This window comes from Pseudomonas sp. IPO3747 (assembly GCF_013385245.1).
Lineage (GTDB): Bacteria > Pseudomonadota > Gammaproteobacteria > Pseudomonadales > Pseudomonadaceae > Aquipseudomonas > Aquipseudomonas edaphica.
Genome location: NZ_JACAQL010000004.1, coordinates 279,167 through 294,647 on the forward strand (window position 1 = coordinate 279,167; position 15,481 = coordinate 294,647).

Genomic DNA, 15,481 nt, shown 5'->3' on the forward strand with positions numbered 1-15,481 from the left:
AGAGAGCACAACAATGCCCGCAGCTACTGCCGCAAGCCCTTGGTACAAGCACCTCTGGCCCTGGATCATCATTGGGATCCTGGCCTGCTCGGTGACCTTGACCTTGTCCATGGTGACCATTGCGGTGAAGAACCCGGACAACCTGGTCAACGACAACTACTACGAGGCCGGCAAAGGCATCAACCGCTCCCTGGACCGTGAGCGGCTGGCCCAGACCCTGCAACTGCGCGGCAAATTGCACTTGGACGAGTTGACCGGTGAAGTCGAGTTGCAACTGACGGGCTACAGCAACCCGAACACTCTGGAACTGAACCTGATTTCCCCGACCCAGCCGCAGAAGGATCGCAAGATCAACCTGACCCGCAGTGACAGCGAACCCGGCCGCTACATCGGCCAGGTCACCGACAAGGTAGAGGGTCGGCGCTTCGTGGAATTGCTCGGCGTGGAGGGCGACAAGACCTGGCGCCTGTTCGAAGAAGAAGAGGTCAGCCACGACAAGGACTTGCTGCTGGGTGATGAACCGTTGCAGGGTGCCGAAGACCTGAAAAAGTAAAACCCTTGCGCTTCGCGCATCGCGGGCAAGCCCGCTCCCACAGTGGATCGCGGTCTCCTGTGGGAGCCGGGCTTGCCCGCGATGAGGCCCTCCCAGCCGATATAGATTTCACACCATGACCAGCCCAACCCCCTGCTACCACTGCGCCCTGCCCGTCCCACCCGGCAGCCGGTTCACCGCCGAAATCCTCGGCGAGCGCCGCGAACTCTGCTGCCCGGGCTGTCAGGCAGTGGCCGAGGCGATTGTGGCCGGCGGGTTGCAAAGCTATTACCAGCACCGCAGCGAAGCCTCGGCCAACCCCGAGGCGCTGCCGGTGCAACTGGTCGACGAATTGGCGCTGTACGACCGCGCCGACGTGCAAAAACCCTTTGTGCGCCACGAAGACGATCTGGCCGAAACCACCCTGTTGATGGAAGGCATCAGCTGCGCGGCCTGTGGCTGGCTGATCGAAAAACACTTGCGCAGCCTGCCCGCCGTGGCCGAGGCGCGGCTGAACCTGTCCAACCATCGCCTGCACGTGCGCTGGGCCGATGGGCAATTGCCGCTGAGCCAGGTGCTCAGCGAACTGCGCCATATCGGCTACGCCGCCCACCCTTACCAGGCCGATCGCGCCGCCGAGCAATTGGCCAGCGAAAACCGCCGGGCCTTGCGCCAGCTGGGTGTGGCGGGGCTGCTGTGGTTCCAGGCGATGATGGCGACCATGGCGACCTGGCCGGAATTCAATATTGACCTGAGCCCGGAGTTGCACGTGATCCTGCGCTGGGTGGCGATGTTTCTGACTACGCCCATCGTGTTCTACAGCTGTGCGCCGTTCTTCAAAGGCGCCCTGCGCGACCTGCGCACGCGCCACCTGACCATGGATGTGTCGGTGTCCCTGGCGATTGGCGGCGCGTACCTGGCGGGCATCTGGACCGCCATAACTGGCACTGGCGAGTTGTACTTCGACGCGGTGGGCATGTTCGCGCTGTTCCTGCTCGCCGGGCGCTACCTGGAGCGCCGGGCACGTGAGCGTACGGCCGCCGCCACCGCGCAGTTGGTCAACCTGCTGCCGGCGTCATGCTTACGCCTCAAAAGTGATGGTCAGAGCGAGCGCATCCTGCTCAGCGAACTGGCCGTAGGCGATCGCGTACTGGTGCATCCAGGCGCCGTGCTGCCGGCCGACGGCGTGATTCTCGACGGCCAGTCGAGCATTGACGAGTCCCTGCTCACCGGCGAATACCTGCCGCAGCCGCGCAACGTCGGCGACGCGGTTACCGCCGGCACGCTCAACGTCGAAGGCGCGCTGACCGTCGAGGTGCGCGCCTTGGGGCATGACACCCGCCTGTCTGCCATCGTGCGCCTGCTGGAACGTGCCCAGGCCGAGAAACCCCGCCTGGCGCAAATCGCCGACCGTGCTGCTCAATGGTTTCTGCTGTGCTCGCTGATCGCGGCCGCGCTGATCGGCCTGCTGTGGTGGGAACTGGACGCGTCACGCGCATTCTGGATTGTGCTGGCGATGCTGGTGGCAACCTGCCCTTGCGCGTTGTCGCTGGCGACACCGACCGCCCTCACCGCCGCCACCGGCACATTGCACAAACTCGGGCTGTTACTCACTCGTGGGCACGTGCTGGAAGGCTTGAACCAGATCGACACGGTGATTTTCGACAAGACCGGCACCCTGACCGAAGGCCGCCTGGCCCTGCGTGCCATCCGCCCGTTGGGCACGTTGAACAGCGACGACTGCCTGGGCCTCGCCGCCGCGCTGGAAAACCGCTCCGAGCACCCGATTGCCCGCGCCTTCGGGCGTGCGCCGCTGGCCGCTGAGGAAGTCCTGAGTTTCCCAGGCTTAGGCCTGGAAGGTCGTGTGGGCGAGCATCAATTGCGCATCGGCCAGCCGGGCTTTGTGTGCCAATTAAGCGGCTGCGCGATTCCCGCCTCGCCGGACGAAGCAGGCCAATGGTTGCTGCTGGGCGATCGTGAAGGCGCCCTCGCCTGGTTCGTGCTCGATGACCGCCTGCGCAGCGATGCGCCCGCCCTGCTGGCCGCGTGCAAAGCGCGAGGTTGGCGTACGCTGTTGCTGTCGGGTGACAGCTCGCCGATGGTCGCCAGTGTCGCGCTTGAGTTGGGGATTGACGAGGCCAAGGGCGGCTTGCGCCCCGACGACAAACTGCAGGTGCTGCACCAGTTGCACCAGCAAGGCCGCAAGGTGCTGATGCTTGGCGACGGCGTCAACGATGTGCCTGTGCTCGCCGCCGCCGATATCAGCGTGGCGATGGGCTCAGCCACCGACTTGGCAAAAACCAGTGCCGATGCCGTGCTGCTGTCCAACCGTCTCGACGCGCTGGTGCAGGCGTTTACCCTGGCGCGGCGCACGCGGCGGGTAATCATTGAAAACCTGCTGTGGGCCGGGCTGTACAATGGCCTTATGCTGCCGTTTGCCGCCCTCGGTTGGATCACCCCGATCTGGGCCGCGATCGGCATGTCCCTCAGCTCGTTGACCGTGGTGCTCAACGCCTTGCGCCTGACTCGGCTGCCGAGCACGCAGGCAAACAGTGCCACCTTAGTAACCCGCCCGCTGCCGGCTTGAGCCGCGTGGGCATGGAGTACCGATGCCAGCTCTCTACGTGATGATTCCGGCGGCGCTGCTGTTAGTCGGCGTGGCCATTTACATTTTCTTCTGGGCGGTGGACAGCGGCCAGTACGACGACCTCGACGGCCCGGCCCACAGCGTGCTGTTCGACGACCAGGACCCGAACCACCTGGCGGGCGTCGACGAAGCCAACCGGGCCGAGCAACCGCCCAAAGACCCACCCCATGCTTGAGCTGGCGCCACTGCTGGTCTCTGCCCTGATCCTTGGGCTGCTGGGCGGCGGCCATTGCCTGGGCATGTGCGGCGGACTGATGGGCGCGCTGACGCTGGCAATCCCCAAAGAACAACGCAGCCGCCGTTTTCGCCTGCTGCTCGCCTATAACCTGGGGCGCATCCTCAGCTACGCCGCTGCCGGGTTATTGATCGGCCTGGCCGGCTGGGCGGTGGCCAACAGCCCGGCGGCGATGTTCATGCGCGTGCTCGCCGGGTTGTTGCTGATCAGCATGGGCTTGTACCTGGCCGGTTGGTGGAGCGGCCTCACCCGTATCGAAAGCCTGGGGCGCGGCCTGTGGCGCTACGTACAGCCGGTCGCCAACCGTTTGCTGCCGGTGTCCAGCCTGCCACGCGCATTGCTGCTGGGCGCGCTGTGGGGCTGGTTGCCGTGCGGGTTGGTCTACAGCACGCTGTTATGGGCGGCGAGCCAGGGTAATGCGCTGGACAGTGCGATGCTGATGCTGGCCTTCGGGCTTGGAACTTGGCCAGTACTACTGGCGACTGGTCTGGCGGCAGAACGTGTCACTGCGGTGCTGCGCAAACGCAGCGTGCGTGTAGCCGGTGGCATGCTGGTTATGCTCTTCGGCGTTTGGACGTTGCCAGGCCCGCATCAACACTGGCTAATGGGCCATTAAATCGCCATGTGGCATAGCGCCGCTCCCCGTTGATGCAAATCAAGATGGTACCTGCGGCGCGCCCCTAGACTCGGCCCACTAGCCAATCCCGGGGACCGCCCGCATGCTCGACGCCATTCGTTGGGACACAGATCTGATTCACCGCTACGACTTGGCGGGGCCGCGCTACACGTCCTACCCCACCGCCGTACAATTCGATAGCCAGGTCGGCACCTTCGACCTGCTCCACGCCCTGCGCGACAGCCGCAAGGCCGTACGGCCCTTGTCGCTGTATGTGCATGTGCCGTTCTGCGCAAACATTTGCTACTACTGCGCGTGCAACAAGGTCATCACCAAAGATCGTGGCCGTGCCCAAGCCTACCTGCAACGCCTGGAGCAGGAAATCCAGCTGGTGGCCTGTCACCTCGACCCAAAACAGCCCGTGGAACAGTTGCATTTCGGCGGCGGCACGCCGACTTTTCTCAGCCACGACGAACTGCGCCAGGTGATGACCCGCCTGCGCCAGCACTTCAACTTGCTCGATGATGATTCCGGCGACTACGGCATCGAGATCGACCCGCGTGAAGCCGACTGGGCGACCATGGGGCTGCTGCGTGAACTGGGCTTTAACCGCGTGAGCATCGGCCTGCAAGACCTTGACCCCGAGGTGCAGCGTGCGGTCAACCGCCTGCAAAGCCTGGAAGAAACCCGTGCGGTGATCGATGCGGCGCGCACCCTGCAATTTCGCTCGATCAATATTGATTTGATCTACGGCCTGCCCAAGCAGACGCCGCTGAATTTTGCGCGCACCGTCGAAGAGGTGATCAACCTGCAACCGGATCGCCTGTCGGTCTTCAACTACGCGCACCTGCCCGAGCGCTTTATGCCGCAGCGGCGCATTAATGCCGACGATTTGCCCTCGCCGGAAGAAAAACTGCTGATGCTGCAAACCACCATCGAGCAGTTGACCCGTGCCGGCTACCGCTACATCGGCATGGACCACTTTGCCCTGCCGGATGACGAACTGGCCGTGGCCCAGGAAGAAGGCACGCTGCAGCGTAACTTCCAGGGCTACACCACCCACGGGCATTGCGATTTGATTGGGCTGGGCGTGTCGGCGATCAGCCAGATCGGCGACCTGTATTGCCAGAACAGCAGTGACCTCAATCACTACCAGAACGCACTGGCCGGCGCGCAACTGGCCACCAGCCGTGGCCTGGTCTGCACCACGGATGATCGTTTGCGCCGGGAAGTGATTCAGCAGTTGATCTGCAATTTCAGCCTGGCATTCGAGCGGATCGAACAGGCCTATAACATCGATTTTCGCGGCTATTTCGACGAACTCTGGCCACAGCTGGAGACAATGGCCGCCGACGGCCTGATCGAACTGGATGCCCACGGCATTCGCGTTTTACCGGCCGGGCGCTTGCTGGTGCGCTCGGTGTGCATGGTGTTCGATGCCTACCTGGAGCACCAGAACAGGCAGCGATTCTCGCGGGTGATCTAAGGGCTTTATTTCGCCATCAGGCTCATGGCTTCCATCTGAGCTTCAGGCGACTCATCTTTCAGCGATTTGGCCAGTTGTGATTGGGCGGTCATTAAACCGGCCTGTATCGTCGCCACGTCGCCCTGCAAACCCGCCACTTTGGCTTGGCGTGCTTGCGGGGTCAACGTGGTGTCATTCATGACTGCCGAGAGCTGAGCCATCTTTTCGGCAAGCTGCTTTTTCAGCTCGCGGATCATCTTCAGCAACTGTTTGATGTTGTCTTTCAGATTGCTTTCATCAATATCGCTATTGGAGGATTTCTCAGCCGAAGCCATGCCCATCCCCGCGCCGGAAATGACCACCTTCACACCTTCAGCCGCATTAGGTTCAGCGGGCTTGTCCTCGGTGGCGGCCTTGGGCGCGGCGTCTTTATCCCTGGCCGCATCGGCGGCCTTCCAGACCGATACCGTTGCAACGTTGATCGATGGGTTTGAGACAGTGCTGACTGACATGATCTGAGCTCCAGCTCATAGAGAGACACCTGTGTATCGGCACCGATACAAAGAGCTTTATACCGTTGCTGCTTTTTTGTACACGCTGGCCTCAGCCACCCTCGGTGCGTTACCCTTACGTCTTATGTGTGTTTTCCCACAAGGATTTAAGAAATGTCCGAGCCAGTTAAACTGCGCGCTCACAGCCAGGCTCACTGCAAGGATTGCAGCCTGGCCCCCCTCTGCCTGCCACTTTCGTTGAATTTGGAAGACATGGAAGCGCTGGACGAAATCGTTAAACGCGGCCGACCGCTGAAAAAAGGCGAGTTTCTGTTTCGCCAGGGCGACAAATTCGATTCTGTCTATGCAGTTCGCTCCGGCGCATTGAAGACCTTCAGCCTGAGCGACGGCGGCGAAGAGCAGATCACCGGCTTCCACCTGCCCAGCGAACTGGTCGGGCTGTCTGGCATGGACACCGAGATTCACCCGGTGTCGGCCCAGGCCCTGGAGACGACCTCGGTGTGCGAAATCCCTTTCGAACGCCTGGATGAATTGGCCCTGCAGCTGCCGCAACTGCGCCGCCAATTGATGCGGGTGATGAGCCGCGAGATCCGTGACGACCAACAGATGATGTTGCTGCTGTCGAAGAAAACCGCCGACGAGCGCATCGCCACGTTTTTGGTCAACCTGTCGGCACGCTTCCGTGCCCGTGGGTTCTCGGCCAACCAGTTCCGCCTGAGCATGTCGCGCAACGAAATCGGCAATTACCTGGGCCTGGCGGTGGAAACCGTGTCCCGCGTGTTTACCCGTTTCCAGCAAAACGAACTGATTGCCGCCGAAGGCAAGGAAGTGCATATCCTCGACCCGATCCAGCTGTGCGCGCTGGCCGGGGGCTCGCTGGAAGTCTGAGGCAGACACTTGCGGCCGCGCCAATCGGCAGGGCCGCAGGTATACTTCGAGTCCGTTTTCCGCTCCCAGGACTCTTCGACGATGACCTTCGATTCGTTCGACATCAAATCCCTGATCCGCCCCGTCATCGACTTCCCCAAGCCTGGGGTGATCTTTCGTGACATTACCCCGCTGTTCCAATCGCCCCGCGCCCTGCGCCTGGTGGCCGACAGTTTTGCCCAGCGTTACGTCGAGGCCGACTTTACCCACATCGGCGCGATGGATGCCCGTGGCTTCCTGATCGGTTCGATCATCGCCTACCAATTGAACAAACCACTGATCCTGTTCCGCAAACAGGGCAAGCTGCCCGCTGACGTGCTGGCCGAGGGTTACCAGACCGAATACGGCGAAGCCTTTCTCGAAGTACACGCCGACAGCCTGTGTGACGGCGACTCGGTGCTGATGTTCGATGACCTGATCGCCACTGGCGGCACCTTGATTGCCGCGGCGAACCTGGTGCGACGTATGGGCGCGAAGATCTTCGAAGCGGCGGCGATCATTGATCTGCCTGAGCTGGGTGGTTCGCAACGCCTGCAGGATATGGGCATTCCGACGTTTTGCCTGACGCAGTTTGGGTTGACCGAAGTTTAAAAGTTGCCTGGGCCGGCGCTATCGCAGGCAAGCCAGCTCCCACATTTTGATTTGCATTCCAAGTGTGGGAGCGGGCTTGCTCGCGAAGAGGCCCTCAAGGACACCCCGCATCACAACCCCATCTGCTTGCTGATGATCTCGTTCATCACCTCACGCGTGCCCCCGCCAATCGACAGAATGCGGTTATCCCGATACAGCCTCTCCACCAGGCTGCCACGCATATACCCCTGCCCACCCAGTATCTGCACCGCGTCATAGGTCACCCGATCCGCGGTATCAGTGGCCAGGTTCTTGGCCATGGAAATCTCCTTGATCACACTCTTGCCGGCCGCCATCTTCGCCGCCTGGCGGTAGGTGAACTCGCGGGAGACTTCCACTGCGGTGGCCATTTCCGCCAGCCGATGCTTGAGCACCTGGAATTTGCCGATGGGTTTGCCGAAGGCTTCGCGCTGGCTCGCCCACTTGAGGCTTTCTTCCAGGGCGAGCTGCGCAGTCATGTTCGCCATCAGCGCCAGCGCCAGGCGCTCGCTCTGGAAATTGCCCATGATGCAGGCAAAGCCCATGTTCTCGACGCCGATCAAGTTGCCTGCGGGCACGCGGCAATCGTCGAAGAACAACTCAGCCGTGTCCGACGCCCACCAGCCCATTTTCTTCAACGGTTGGCCGACTGTGAAACCTGGCGTGTGCTTTTCGATCAGCAACAGGCTGATACCGCCAAAGCCCGGCCCGCCGGTGCGTACGGCTACCGTATAGAAGTCGGCGCGGATGCCGCTGGTGATAAAGGTTTTGCTGCCGCTGACGCGATAAAAGTCGCCATCGCGAAGGGCGCGGGTTTGCAGGTTGGCTACATCGGAGCCGCCACCGGGCTCGGTGACGGCCAGGGCGATGATCTTCTCACCGGTCAGCACTTGAGGCGCAACGCGCTCACGCACCTCGGGGCGCGCCCATTTGACTACCGGCGGCAAGCCGATATCCAGCGAACCCAGGCCCGCGACCACGCCACCCGAACCGCAACGCATCAACTCTTCGCTGGCGGCGACCTTGGCGAACAGGTCGCCTTCATGGCTGCCGCCCAGGCTTTCGGGATAGCCGATGCCCAGGATCCCCGCCGCGCCCGCCTTGAGGTACAGCTCACGGGGAAAGCTCTCGCCCTCCTCCCATTGCTCGATGCCCGGCAACATCTCGCGCTCGACGAAACGGCGCACGCTGTCACGGACCAATTGGTGGCTGGGGTCGAAGTAGTCCTGATAGGCAGACATCGGCAAGTTCCACGGTGAGGTGGAGAGAACTTACCAAGCGCTTGCTTGGTTATCAAGATATCCCTGACAACACAAAACCACTGTGGGAGCTGGCTTGCCTGCGATAGCGGAGTGTCAGGCGACTTCAATGTCACTGATCCACCGTTATCGCAGGCAAGCCAGCTCCCACATTTTAGAGCGCGATCGGCTTGCGACCGGCAAAAGAGTGCGCCAACGTGCCGCCATCCACCAATTCCAGCTCGCCACCCAACGGCACGCCATGGGCGATACGCGAGGTGATCAAGCCTTTGTTGGTCAGCAATTGGGCGATGTAATGCGCCGTCGCCTCGCCTTCCACCGTCGGGTTGGTTGCCAGGATCACCTCGGTAAACGTGCCCTGCTCTTCAATGCGCGTCACCAGTTGCGGAATGCCAATGGCTTCCGGCCCCAGGCCGTCCAGCGGCGAAAGATGCCCCTTGAGCACAAAGTAGCGCCCGCGATAGCCGGTCTGCTCGACGGCGTACACGTCCATCGGCCCTTCAACGACGCACAGTAAAGTGTCGTCGCGACGTGGGTCGGCGCATTGCGGGCACAGGTCTTCTTCGGTCAGGGTGCGGCACTGGCGGCAGTGGCCCACGCCGGTCATGGCCTGGCTCAAGGCCTGGGCCAACCGCGTGCCGCCGCTGCGATCACGCTCCAGCAGTTGCAGCGCCATACGCTGGGCGGTTTTCTGGCCCACACCCGGCAAAGTGCGCAGGGCGTCGATCAGTTGGCGAATCAGGGGGCTGAAGCTCATGGGCGAAGGGTCCGACAAAACAACGAGACGCGGTTTATACCCGCGCCTCGGATTAGCGTCAAATGCTCAATCCTGTGCGACGCGCACCACCAACTTGCCGAAGTTGCGCCCCTCGAGCAAACCGATAAAGGCTTCGGGTGCCTGTTCCAGGCCATCGACCACGTCTTCGCGGAACTTGATCTTGCCGTCGCGCACCCACGGCGCCATGGCGCTGAGGAATTCGGGCTGGCGATCGCCATAATCGTCGAACACGATAAAACCCTGGATGCGCACGCGCTTGGTCAACAAGGTACGTTGCAGTGCCGGCAGCCGATCAGGACCGCTGGGGGCTTCATGGGCGTTGTAACCGGCGATCAGGCCGCACAGCGGAATGCGTGCCTTGGGGTTGAGCAGCGGCAGCACGGCGTCGAAGACTTTGCCGCCGACGTTTTCAAAGTAGATATCCACGCCTTTGAAACAGGCCAACGCCAGCTCATGGGCAAAATCGGCGCTCTTGTGGTCGATACAGGCGTCAAAGCCCAGCTCATCGACCACGTAGCGGCACTTGTCCGCGCCGCCGGCAATACCCACCACGCGCAAACCCTTGAGCTTGGCCACCTGCCCGACCACCGAACCCACCGCGCCGGAGGCAGCCGCCACCACCAGGGTTTCGCCGGCCTTGGGCTGGCCGATATCCATCAGGCCCATGTACGCGGTCATGCCAGGCATACCCAATACACCCAGCGCCATCGAGGGGCTGGCCAGGCCTTTGGGCAGCGGGATCAGGTTGTTTCCGTCTGAGATGCTATGGCTCTGCCAGCCGGTGGAACCCACCACAAGATCACCCGCTGCGAATTTCGGGTTACGCGATTGCTCGATACGGCTGACAGCACCACCGGTCATCACTTCGTCGATTTCCACCGGAGCTGCGTAGGACGGCGCGTCACTCATGCGCCCACGCATGTAGGGATCGAGGGACAGGTACAGGGTTTTGAGCAGCACCTGGCCATCTGCCAATTCCGGCAGGTTCACGCGTTCCAGGCGAAAGTTTTCCGGAGTCGGCGCGCCCTGCGGGCGCGAGACCAGGACAATGCGCTGGTTAAGAATGGGTTCTTGAGGCATGAGGGGCTCCTTTAACGAATCTTTCGGTATAGGGTGCAGACCCTGCTTGCCATGCCAGGGTTCGATCGGATTAGCACAAACAAAAATGCCAGGCGCGATGCCTGGCATTTGAGTCTAGCTAACGCTGCACGATCAAAACGGCAGTTTCATGCCCGGCGGCAGTTGCATGCCAGCGGTCACGCCACCCATTTTTTCCTGGCTGTTGGCTTCGATCTTGCGCACGGCGTCGTTGACGGCCGCGGCGAACAGCGCTTCGAGCATTTCCAGGTCATCTTCGCCGACGCCAGGCAATACGCTTGGGTCGATGCTCACGCGCTTGATGTCGTGACGACCGGTCATCACCACGCTGACCATATCGCCACCGGCTTTACCGGTGACTTCGGCGTTGGCCAGTTCTTCCTGCATCTTGGCCATCTTTTCCTGCATCTGCTGCGCCTGTTTCATCAGGCCGGCCATGCCACCTTTCATCATGGGAATCACCTCAAAGTACGTGGATCAATCAATTAGTAGCCCGGTTTTATGACGCTTGGGGCACCGGGGCTTCGACAGGTTCAATAGTATCGTGACGCACCACCGCACCGAACTGTTGCATCAACTGTTGGATGAGCGGATCGCCATGGATCGAGTCTTCAGCCTCGCGCTGACGGTTGATGCGCTTACGGGTCGCCGCCTGGGCCGGGGTTTCCTGCTCAGGCTTGATCAGTTCGATGGCGATGGTCAACGTGCGTTCATGGTACTGGTTGAGCGCATCGTTGAGTCGGCGTTGCTGAGTGGCGTTGAACAAGGCGCTGTGGGCCGGGTCCAGGTGCAACAGCCAGTGGTCGCCCTCGATGGAGATCAAGGTGCAGTTGGCGGCGATGCTGCCGGTCATGCCGGAGATCGGCAATTTCGGAAACAACTCCAACCATTGCAACGCCAGGCCAGTGGCCGGGGCCGCAGCGGGTTCCGCTTCGGGCTCGGGGGCCGGTTCGGCGGTGTGCTCGCTGGCCAGGTCGTCCAGGTAGCTGTAGGCCGAATCCATGTCCGGCTCGATGTAATCTTCGTCCAGCGGCGGCTCGTCATCAAGGTCGATGCCCGGCGTGGCAGCGTCCACCTGCGCAACGGTCGGCTCGGGGACCGGCGCCGACACCCATTCCGGCGCGTCCGGCACCGCACTGTCCGGAGTCGGCGTGGGCATCGGCGTCAGCTCGGGCTGCTCGCCGGTGGTTTCCAGCACGGGCTCCACGGCGGGCACTTGCTCGACTTCAGGTTCAGGCTCAGGTTCAGCTTCTGCGTCGACCGGATCGTTCCAAGGCAGGTCAACCACCGGCGCGGGAGCAGGTTCAGGCTCAACCACGGGCGCAGGTTCGACCACCGGCGCGGCAACCGCAGGCTCGGGAGCTGGCGCAGGTGCAGGCGGCGCAGGTTCAGGTGCAGCAACTACTGGCGCGACTACCGCCGCGCCAGCCACTGGTTTGGCGGAATCAACTGTGGCCTGGCTGATCCCCACTGGCTTTAGCGGCTGTCTCGGTGCGTCTGCCGAGTCGGCGGGCCGGAAGGCCAGCATCCGCAGCAAGACCATTTCAAAGCCGCCACGCGGGTCTGGCGCCAAGGGCAAATCCCGGCGGCCGATCAGGCCCATCTGGTAGTAGAACTGCACATCTTCGGCTGGCAACGCCTGGGCCAGCGCCAATACGCGGTCGCGGTCGCCATGGCCGTTGTCGACACCTTCAGGCAACGCCTGGGCGATGGCCACGCGGTGCAGCACATTGAGGATTTCCGAGAGCACGCCGTTCCAGTCCGGGCCTTGCTCCGACAAGTGGCGCACGGCTTCGAGCAACGCCTTGGCGTCACCTTCGATCAGCGCGTGCAACACGTCGAACACCTGGCCGTGGTCCAGCGTGCCGAGCATGGCGCGCACATCCGCGGCCATGACCTTGCCTTCACCGAAGGCGATGGCCTGGTCGGTGAGGCTCATGGCGTCACGCATCGAACCATCGGCGGCGCGGCCGAGCAGCCACAACGCATCGTCTTCGAACGGCACGTTCTCGACGCCGAGCACATGGGTCAAATGCTCGACCACGCGCTCGGGCGTCATGTTTTTCAGGGAGAACTGCAGGCACCGCGACAAAATCGTTGCAGGAAGTTTCTGCGGGTCGGTGGTGGCCAGGATGAACTTAACGTAGGGCGGCGGCTCTTCCAGGGTTTTCAACAGGGCGTTGAAGGAATGGCTGGAGAGCATGTGCACTTCGTCGATCAGGTAGACCTTGAAGCGCCCACGGCTCGGCGCGTACTGCACGTTGTCGAGCAGCTCGCGGGTGTCTTCGACCTTGGTGCGGCTCGCGGCATCGATCTCGATCAGGTCGACAAAACGCCCTTCGTCGATCTCGCGGCATACCGAACAGGTGCCACAAGGCGTCGACGTGATGCCGGTTTCACAGTTCAGGCACTTGGCAATAATGCGCGCGATAGTGGTCTTGCCGACCCCGCGAGTACCGGTGAACAGGTAGGCGTGGTGCAGCCGTTGGCTGTCCAAGGCATTGATCAGAGCCTTGAGCACATGGGTCTGGCCGACCATTTCGCGGAACGAGCGCGGGCGCCATTTACGTGCAAGAACCTGATAACTCATCGAAAACCGTCGCAACTGGGAAGCGGAAGCCGGTAATGCTAGCGGAGCAAGGGGGAAATTGCATCCGGCACGCTCGTCTAATCTGACTAAGCTTGCCTGACTGGCCCCACAAAGGCCTGAACCCGGAGAGTGTATGCGTGTAGTCCTGGGCGCTTTATGGATGATTTCCGTTGCTTGCCTGGCGGCGCCCGCACCGTTGCGTTTTTCGGTTTCCGACAGCTGGGCAATGCCCATGGCACAGATAGAGGGTGACCAGCCCACACAGGGCATTTTGTATGACTTGATGTTGAGCCTGGCCACCCAGGTCGGGCGGCCAGCCGAGTTCCACGTGCTGGCCCGGGCGCGACTCGCCGGTGCCATGGCACGCGCAGAGGTCGATGTGCGCTGCTATGTCGCCCAGGATTGGCTCGGCGAATTGTCCGGCGACTACAGCTGGAGCGTACCCTTGATGGTGCAGCGCAATGTGTTGGCCAGTGTCCACGCACCGCCCGTTCAGGTGGCCAGGTTGGCACCGCAGGCCATTGGCACGGTGCTCAACTACCGCTATGTCGTCCTCGAACCGCTGTTTGCCAGTGGCCAATTGACCCGCGACGATTCGCGCAGCGAGGAGTTGGTGCTGCACAAGCTGGTGGCCGCGCGTTTCGAATACGCCGTGATCAACGAATGGACCCTGGACCGTTTCAACCTGAAAGTGCCCCCAAGCCTGCGGCTGCACAACGTCGCGGTGATCGACGAACAAAACCTGGGCTGCATCGTGCGCAATGACCCGAGCGTGCCGGTGCAACGGATCTTGCGCACGCTGCTGCGGATGAAAATGTCGGGCGAGATCGATGACCTGATCAAACTGTACACCGGGGAGAATGCGCGACCGCTGCGCACTCCTGACAAGAACGCTCCTGACAAGAACTGACAGGGCCGTCCCCTAGACTGGGCTCACTTAACCGCCCGTAATCAAGGAGCCTGCATGCACACCGTCGCCCATTACTTCCTGCTCTACGTCGACAGCCCGGCCACCAGCGCCAACTTCTATAGCCGCCTGCTGGGCAAGCCGCCGGTGGAACTGAACCCGACGTTCGCCCTGTTCATTCTCGACAACGGCGTCAAGCTGGGGCTGTGGTCGCGTCACACCGTAGAGCCTGCGGCTCAGTTTACCGGCGGAGGCGGTGAGGTAGGTTTTTCGCTGGGGGACCCAGCCGCCGTAGACGCCCTTTACGCTCAATGGGTAGAGCGCGGCGCGACCATCATTCAGTCACCGACCCACCTTGACTTCGGCTACACCTTCGTCGCCGAGGACCTCGACGGCCACCGGCTGCGCGCGTTCAGCCTGAGCGATTGAGCGCCAGCGCCCTTCAAGGCTGATGGCGGCGACACTGGCCAGCACGATCACCGCGCCCAATATCACTTGCAGGGCAATGTGCTCGCCCAGCAGCGTCGCCGCCATCAGCATGGCCACCGGCGGAATCAGGTACATCGCCACCGAGGCGCGGCTGACGTCCACGTGCTTGAGCACATAGCCCCAAGCCAGGTAGGCCAGGGCGCTGGGGAAAATCCCCAATACCAGCACCGACAGATTCTCCGGCATTGGCGCCTGGGCCACCGCAGCCGGCAAGCCCGGCAGGTTCACGCACAGCATCAAGGTGCCCGCCCACACCATGTAACACGCCATGGTCAGCGGGCTGTAGCGATGGGCGTAGTGTTTCTGGATGACGAAATACACGCTCCACGACACGGCTGCCAGCAAGATCAGCAAGCCGCGCGGGTCGATATCACCGACGCCATGATCACCCCATATCACCACCAGCACACCCAGCAAGCCGAGCAAGACGCAGCCCCAACGCCAGAGGCTGACCCGTTCCTTCAAACAGAAAAACGCGATCACCACACTGAACAGCGGCACCGACTGCGCCAGTACACTCGATGCCGCCGCCGTCACCCACTGTTGCCCGTAGTTGAGGCTGGTGTGGTGCAGGAACACGCCGAAAAAACCCAACACCAGCAACCACGGCAGATCCCGCACACGCGGGCGGCCGATGCCTACCGCCAGGGCGATGCCGCCCATGAACACCGAGGCGATCAGAAACCTCAGCAACGCCAACTGGCCAGGGCTGTAGCTGTGCAGCCCCATGTGCACGCCAATCGGCGAATAGGCCCAACAGAGAATCACGCCAGCGATGACTAGCGTAAGCTTTACGGGTGACGGGGCATTCATCGAC

16 protein-coding genes are annotated in these 15,481 nt (G+C 62.1%); 9 read left to right on the top strand and 7 right to left on the bottom strand.

Annotated elements, in window-relative coordinates:
* Window positions 1–13: 13 nt before the first annotated feature.
* The 5 genes from HX790_RS08225 to hemN all read left to right on the top strand — a co-directional run bounded on the left by HX790_RS08225 (window position 14) and on the right by hemN (window position 5,516).
* A complete protein-coding gene (locus HX790_RS08225) occupies window positions 14–553 on the top strand; it encodes a FixH family protein (RefSeq protein ID WP_017134808.1) in 540 nt (179 codons plus the stop codon).
* A 115-nt stretch (window positions 554–668) separates the two neighbouring features.
* On the top strand, window positions 669–3,119 hold the full coding sequence (locus HX790_RS08230) for a heavy metal translocating P-type ATPase (protein ID WP_170039240.1): 2,451 nt from the start codon (window positions 669–671) through the stop codon (window positions 3,117–3,119).
* 22 nt (window positions 3,120–3,141) lie between these two features.
* Complete coding sequence (gene ccoS, locus HX790_RS08235) at window positions 3,142–3,354, top strand: cbb3-type cytochrome oxidase assembly protein CcoS (protein WP_017134806.1); 213 nt, start codon at window positions 3,142–3,144, stop codon at window positions 3,352–3,354.
* Window positions 3,347–4,030 (top strand): sulfite exporter TauE/SafE family protein, encoded by a 684-nt coding sequence (locus tag HX790_RS08240; RefSeq protein WP_176991424.1) that lies wholly within the window; start codon window positions 3,347–3,349, stop codon window positions 4,028–4,030. The genes ccoS and HX790_RS08240 overlap by 8 nt, the downstream gene beginning before the upstream one ends.
* A 103-nt stretch (window positions 4,031–4,133) precedes the next feature.
* The gene (hemN, locus tag HX790_RS08245; protein ID WP_170039242.1) at window positions 4,134–5,516 is read left to right on the top strand and encodes an oxygen-independent coproporphyrinogen III oxidase; all 1,383 of its coding nucleotides are present in this window, start codon (window positions 4,134–4,136) and stop codon (window positions 5,514–5,516) included.
* Window positions 5,517–5,521: 5 nt separating this feature from the next.
* Here the strand turns inward: hemN and HX790_RS08250 are convergent, their stop codons facing one another.
* The gene (locus tag HX790_RS08250; RefSeq protein WP_017134803.1) at window positions 5,522–6,007 is read right to left on the bottom strand and encodes a hypothetical protein; all 486 of its coding nucleotides are present in this window, start codon (window positions 6,005–6,007) and stop codon (window positions 5,522–5,524) included.
* 153 nt (window positions 6,008–6,160) lie between these two features.
* Between HX790_RS08250 and fnr the strand changes: the two genes are divergently transcribed.
* Window positions 6,161–6,895, top strand: a complete 735-nt coding sequence (gene fnr, locus HX790_RS08255; protein WP_056861531.1) for a fumarate/nitrate reduction transcriptional regulator Fnr — start codon at window positions 6,161–6,163, stop codon at window positions 6,893–6,895.
* An 81-nt stretch (window positions 6,896–6,976) separates the two neighbouring features.
* Entirely contained in the window at window positions 6,977–7,525 is a 549-nt protein-coding gene (locus HX790_RS08260) for an adenine phosphoribosyltransferase (RefSeq protein ID WP_017134800.1), read from the top strand.
* 110 nt (window positions 7,526–7,635) lie between these two features.
* Here HX790_RS08260 and HX790_RS08265 read toward each other — a convergent pair whose 3' ends face one another.
* The 5 genes from HX790_RS08265 to dnaX all read right to left on the bottom strand — a co-directional run bounded on the left by HX790_RS08265 (window position 7,636) and on the right by dnaX (window position 13,268).
* Window positions 7,636–8,784 (bottom strand): acyl-CoA dehydrogenase family protein, encoded by a 1,149-nt coding sequence (locus HX790_RS08265; protein ID WP_169984891.1) that lies wholly within the window; start codon window positions 8,782–8,784, stop codon window positions 7,636–7,638.
* A 172-nt stretch (window positions 8,785–8,956) separates the two neighbouring features.
* Window positions 8,957–9,559 (bottom strand): recombination mediator RecR, encoded by a 603-nt coding sequence (gene recR / locus HX790_RS08270; RefSeq protein WP_017134798.1) that lies wholly within the window; start codon window positions 9,557–9,559, stop codon window positions 8,957–8,959.
* A gap of 66 nt (window positions 9,560–9,625) precedes the next feature.
* Entirely contained in the window at window positions 9,626–10,660 is a 1,035-nt protein-coding gene (locus HX790_RS08275) for an NADP-dependent oxidoreductase (RefSeq protein ID WP_017134797.1), read from the bottom strand.
* Between the two features lie 132 nt (window positions 10,661–10,792).
* Window positions 10,793–11,131 carry a YbaB/EbfC family nucleoid-associated protein gene (locus HX790_RS08280; protein WP_003175481.1) on the bottom strand — a complete coding sequence of 113 codons (339 nt, stop codon included), beginning with the start codon at window positions 11,129–11,131 and terminating at the stop codon, window positions 10,793–10,795.
* A 46-nt stretch (window positions 11,132–11,177) separates the two neighbouring features.
* On the bottom strand, window positions 11,178–13,268 hold the full coding sequence (dnaX, locus tag HX790_RS08285) for a DNA polymerase III subunit gamma/tau (protein ID WP_017134796.1): 2,091 nt from the start codon (window positions 13,266–13,268) through the stop codon (window positions 11,178–11,180).
* A 133-nt stretch (window positions 13,269–13,401) separates the two neighbouring features.
* Between dnaX and HX790_RS08290 the strand changes: the two genes are divergently transcribed.
* Together HX790_RS08290 and HX790_RS08295 are read left to right on the top strand one after the other, a co-directional pair.
* Entirely contained in the window at window positions 13,402–14,178 is a 777-nt protein-coding gene (locus HX790_RS08290) for an amino acid ABC transporter substrate-binding protein (protein WP_099548816.1), read from the top strand.
* Between the two features lie 54 nt (window positions 14,179–14,232).
* Window positions 14,233–14,604, top strand: coding sequence for a VOC family protein (locus tag HX790_RS08295; protein ID WP_017134794.1), 372 nt, complete (start codon window positions 14,233–14,235; stop codon window positions 14,602–14,604).
* Here the strand turns inward: HX790_RS08295 and HX790_RS08300 are convergent.
* The gene (locus HX790_RS08300; RefSeq protein ID WP_138449234.1) at window positions 14,518–15,477 is read right to left on the bottom strand and encodes a DMT family transporter; all 960 of its coding nucleotides are present in this window, start codon (window positions 15,475–15,477) and stop codon (window positions 14,518–14,520) included. The genes HX790_RS08295 and HX790_RS08300 overlap by 87 nt on opposite strands.
* Window positions 15,478–15,481 lie beyond the last annotated feature (4 nt).

Excerpts from the sequence above, each read along its gene's own strand:
- HX790_RS08225 (WP_017134808.1), top strand. The coding sequence starts at position 14 with ATGCCCGCAGCTACTGCCGCAAGCCCTTGGTACAAGCACCTCTGGCCC.
- HX790_RS08230 (WP_170039240.1), top strand. The coding sequence starts at position 669 with ATGACCAGCCCAACCCCCTGCTACCACTGCGCCCTGCCCGTCCCACCC.
- ccoS (WP_017134806.1), top strand. The coding sequence starts at position 3,142 with ATGCCAGCTCTCTACGTGATGATTCCGGCGGCGCTGCTGTTAGTCGGC.
- HX790_RS08240 (WP_176991424.1), top strand. The coding sequence starts at position 3,347 with ATGCTTGAGCTGGCGCCACTGCTGGTCTCTGCCCTGATCCTTGGGCTG.
- hemN (WP_170039242.1), top strand. The coding sequence starts at position 4,134 with ATGCTCGACGCCATTCGTTGGGACACAGATCTGATTCACCGCTACGAC.
- HX790_RS08250 (WP_017134803.1), bottom strand. The coding sequence starts at position 6,007 with ATGTCAGTCAGCACTGTCTCAAACCCATCGATCAACGTTGCAACGGTA.
- fnr (WP_056861531.1), top strand. The coding sequence starts at position 6,161 with ATGTCCGAGCCAGTTAAACTGCGCGCTCACAGCCAGGCTCACTGCAAG.
- HX790_RS08260 (WP_017134800.1), top strand. The coding sequence starts at position 6,977 with ATGACCTTCGATTCGTTCGACATCAAATCCCTGATCCGCCCCGTCATC.
- HX790_RS08265 (WP_169984891.1), bottom strand. The coding sequence starts at position 8,784 with ATGTCTGCCTATCAGGACTACTTCGACCCCAGCCACCAATTGGTCCGT.
- recR (WP_017134798.1), bottom strand. The coding sequence starts at position 9,559 with ATGAGCTTCAGCCCCCTGATTCGCCAACTGATCGACGCCCTGCGCACT.
- HX790_RS08275 (WP_017134797.1), bottom strand. The coding sequence starts at position 10,660 with ATGCCTCAAGAACCCATTCTTAACCAGCGCATTGTCCTGGTCTCGCGC.
- HX790_RS08280 (WP_003175481.1), bottom strand. The coding sequence starts at position 11,131 with ATGATGAAAGGTGGCATGGCCGGCCTGATGAAACAGGCGCAGCAGATG.
- dnaX (WP_017134796.1), bottom strand. The coding sequence starts at position 13,268 with ATGAGTTATCAGGTTCTTGCACGTAAATGGCGCCCGCGCTCGTTCCGC.
- HX790_RS08290 (WP_099548816.1), top strand. The coding sequence starts at position 13,402 with ATGCGTGTAGTCCTGGGCGCTTTATGGATGATTTCCGTTGCTTGCCTG.
- HX790_RS08295 (WP_017134794.1), top strand. The coding sequence starts at position 14,233 with ATGCACACCGTCGCCCATTACTTCCTGCTCTACGTCGACAGCCCGGCC.
- HX790_RS08300 (WP_138449234.1), bottom strand. The coding sequence starts at position 15,477 with ATGAATGCCCCGTCACCCGTAAAGCTTACGCTAGTCATCGCTGGCGTG.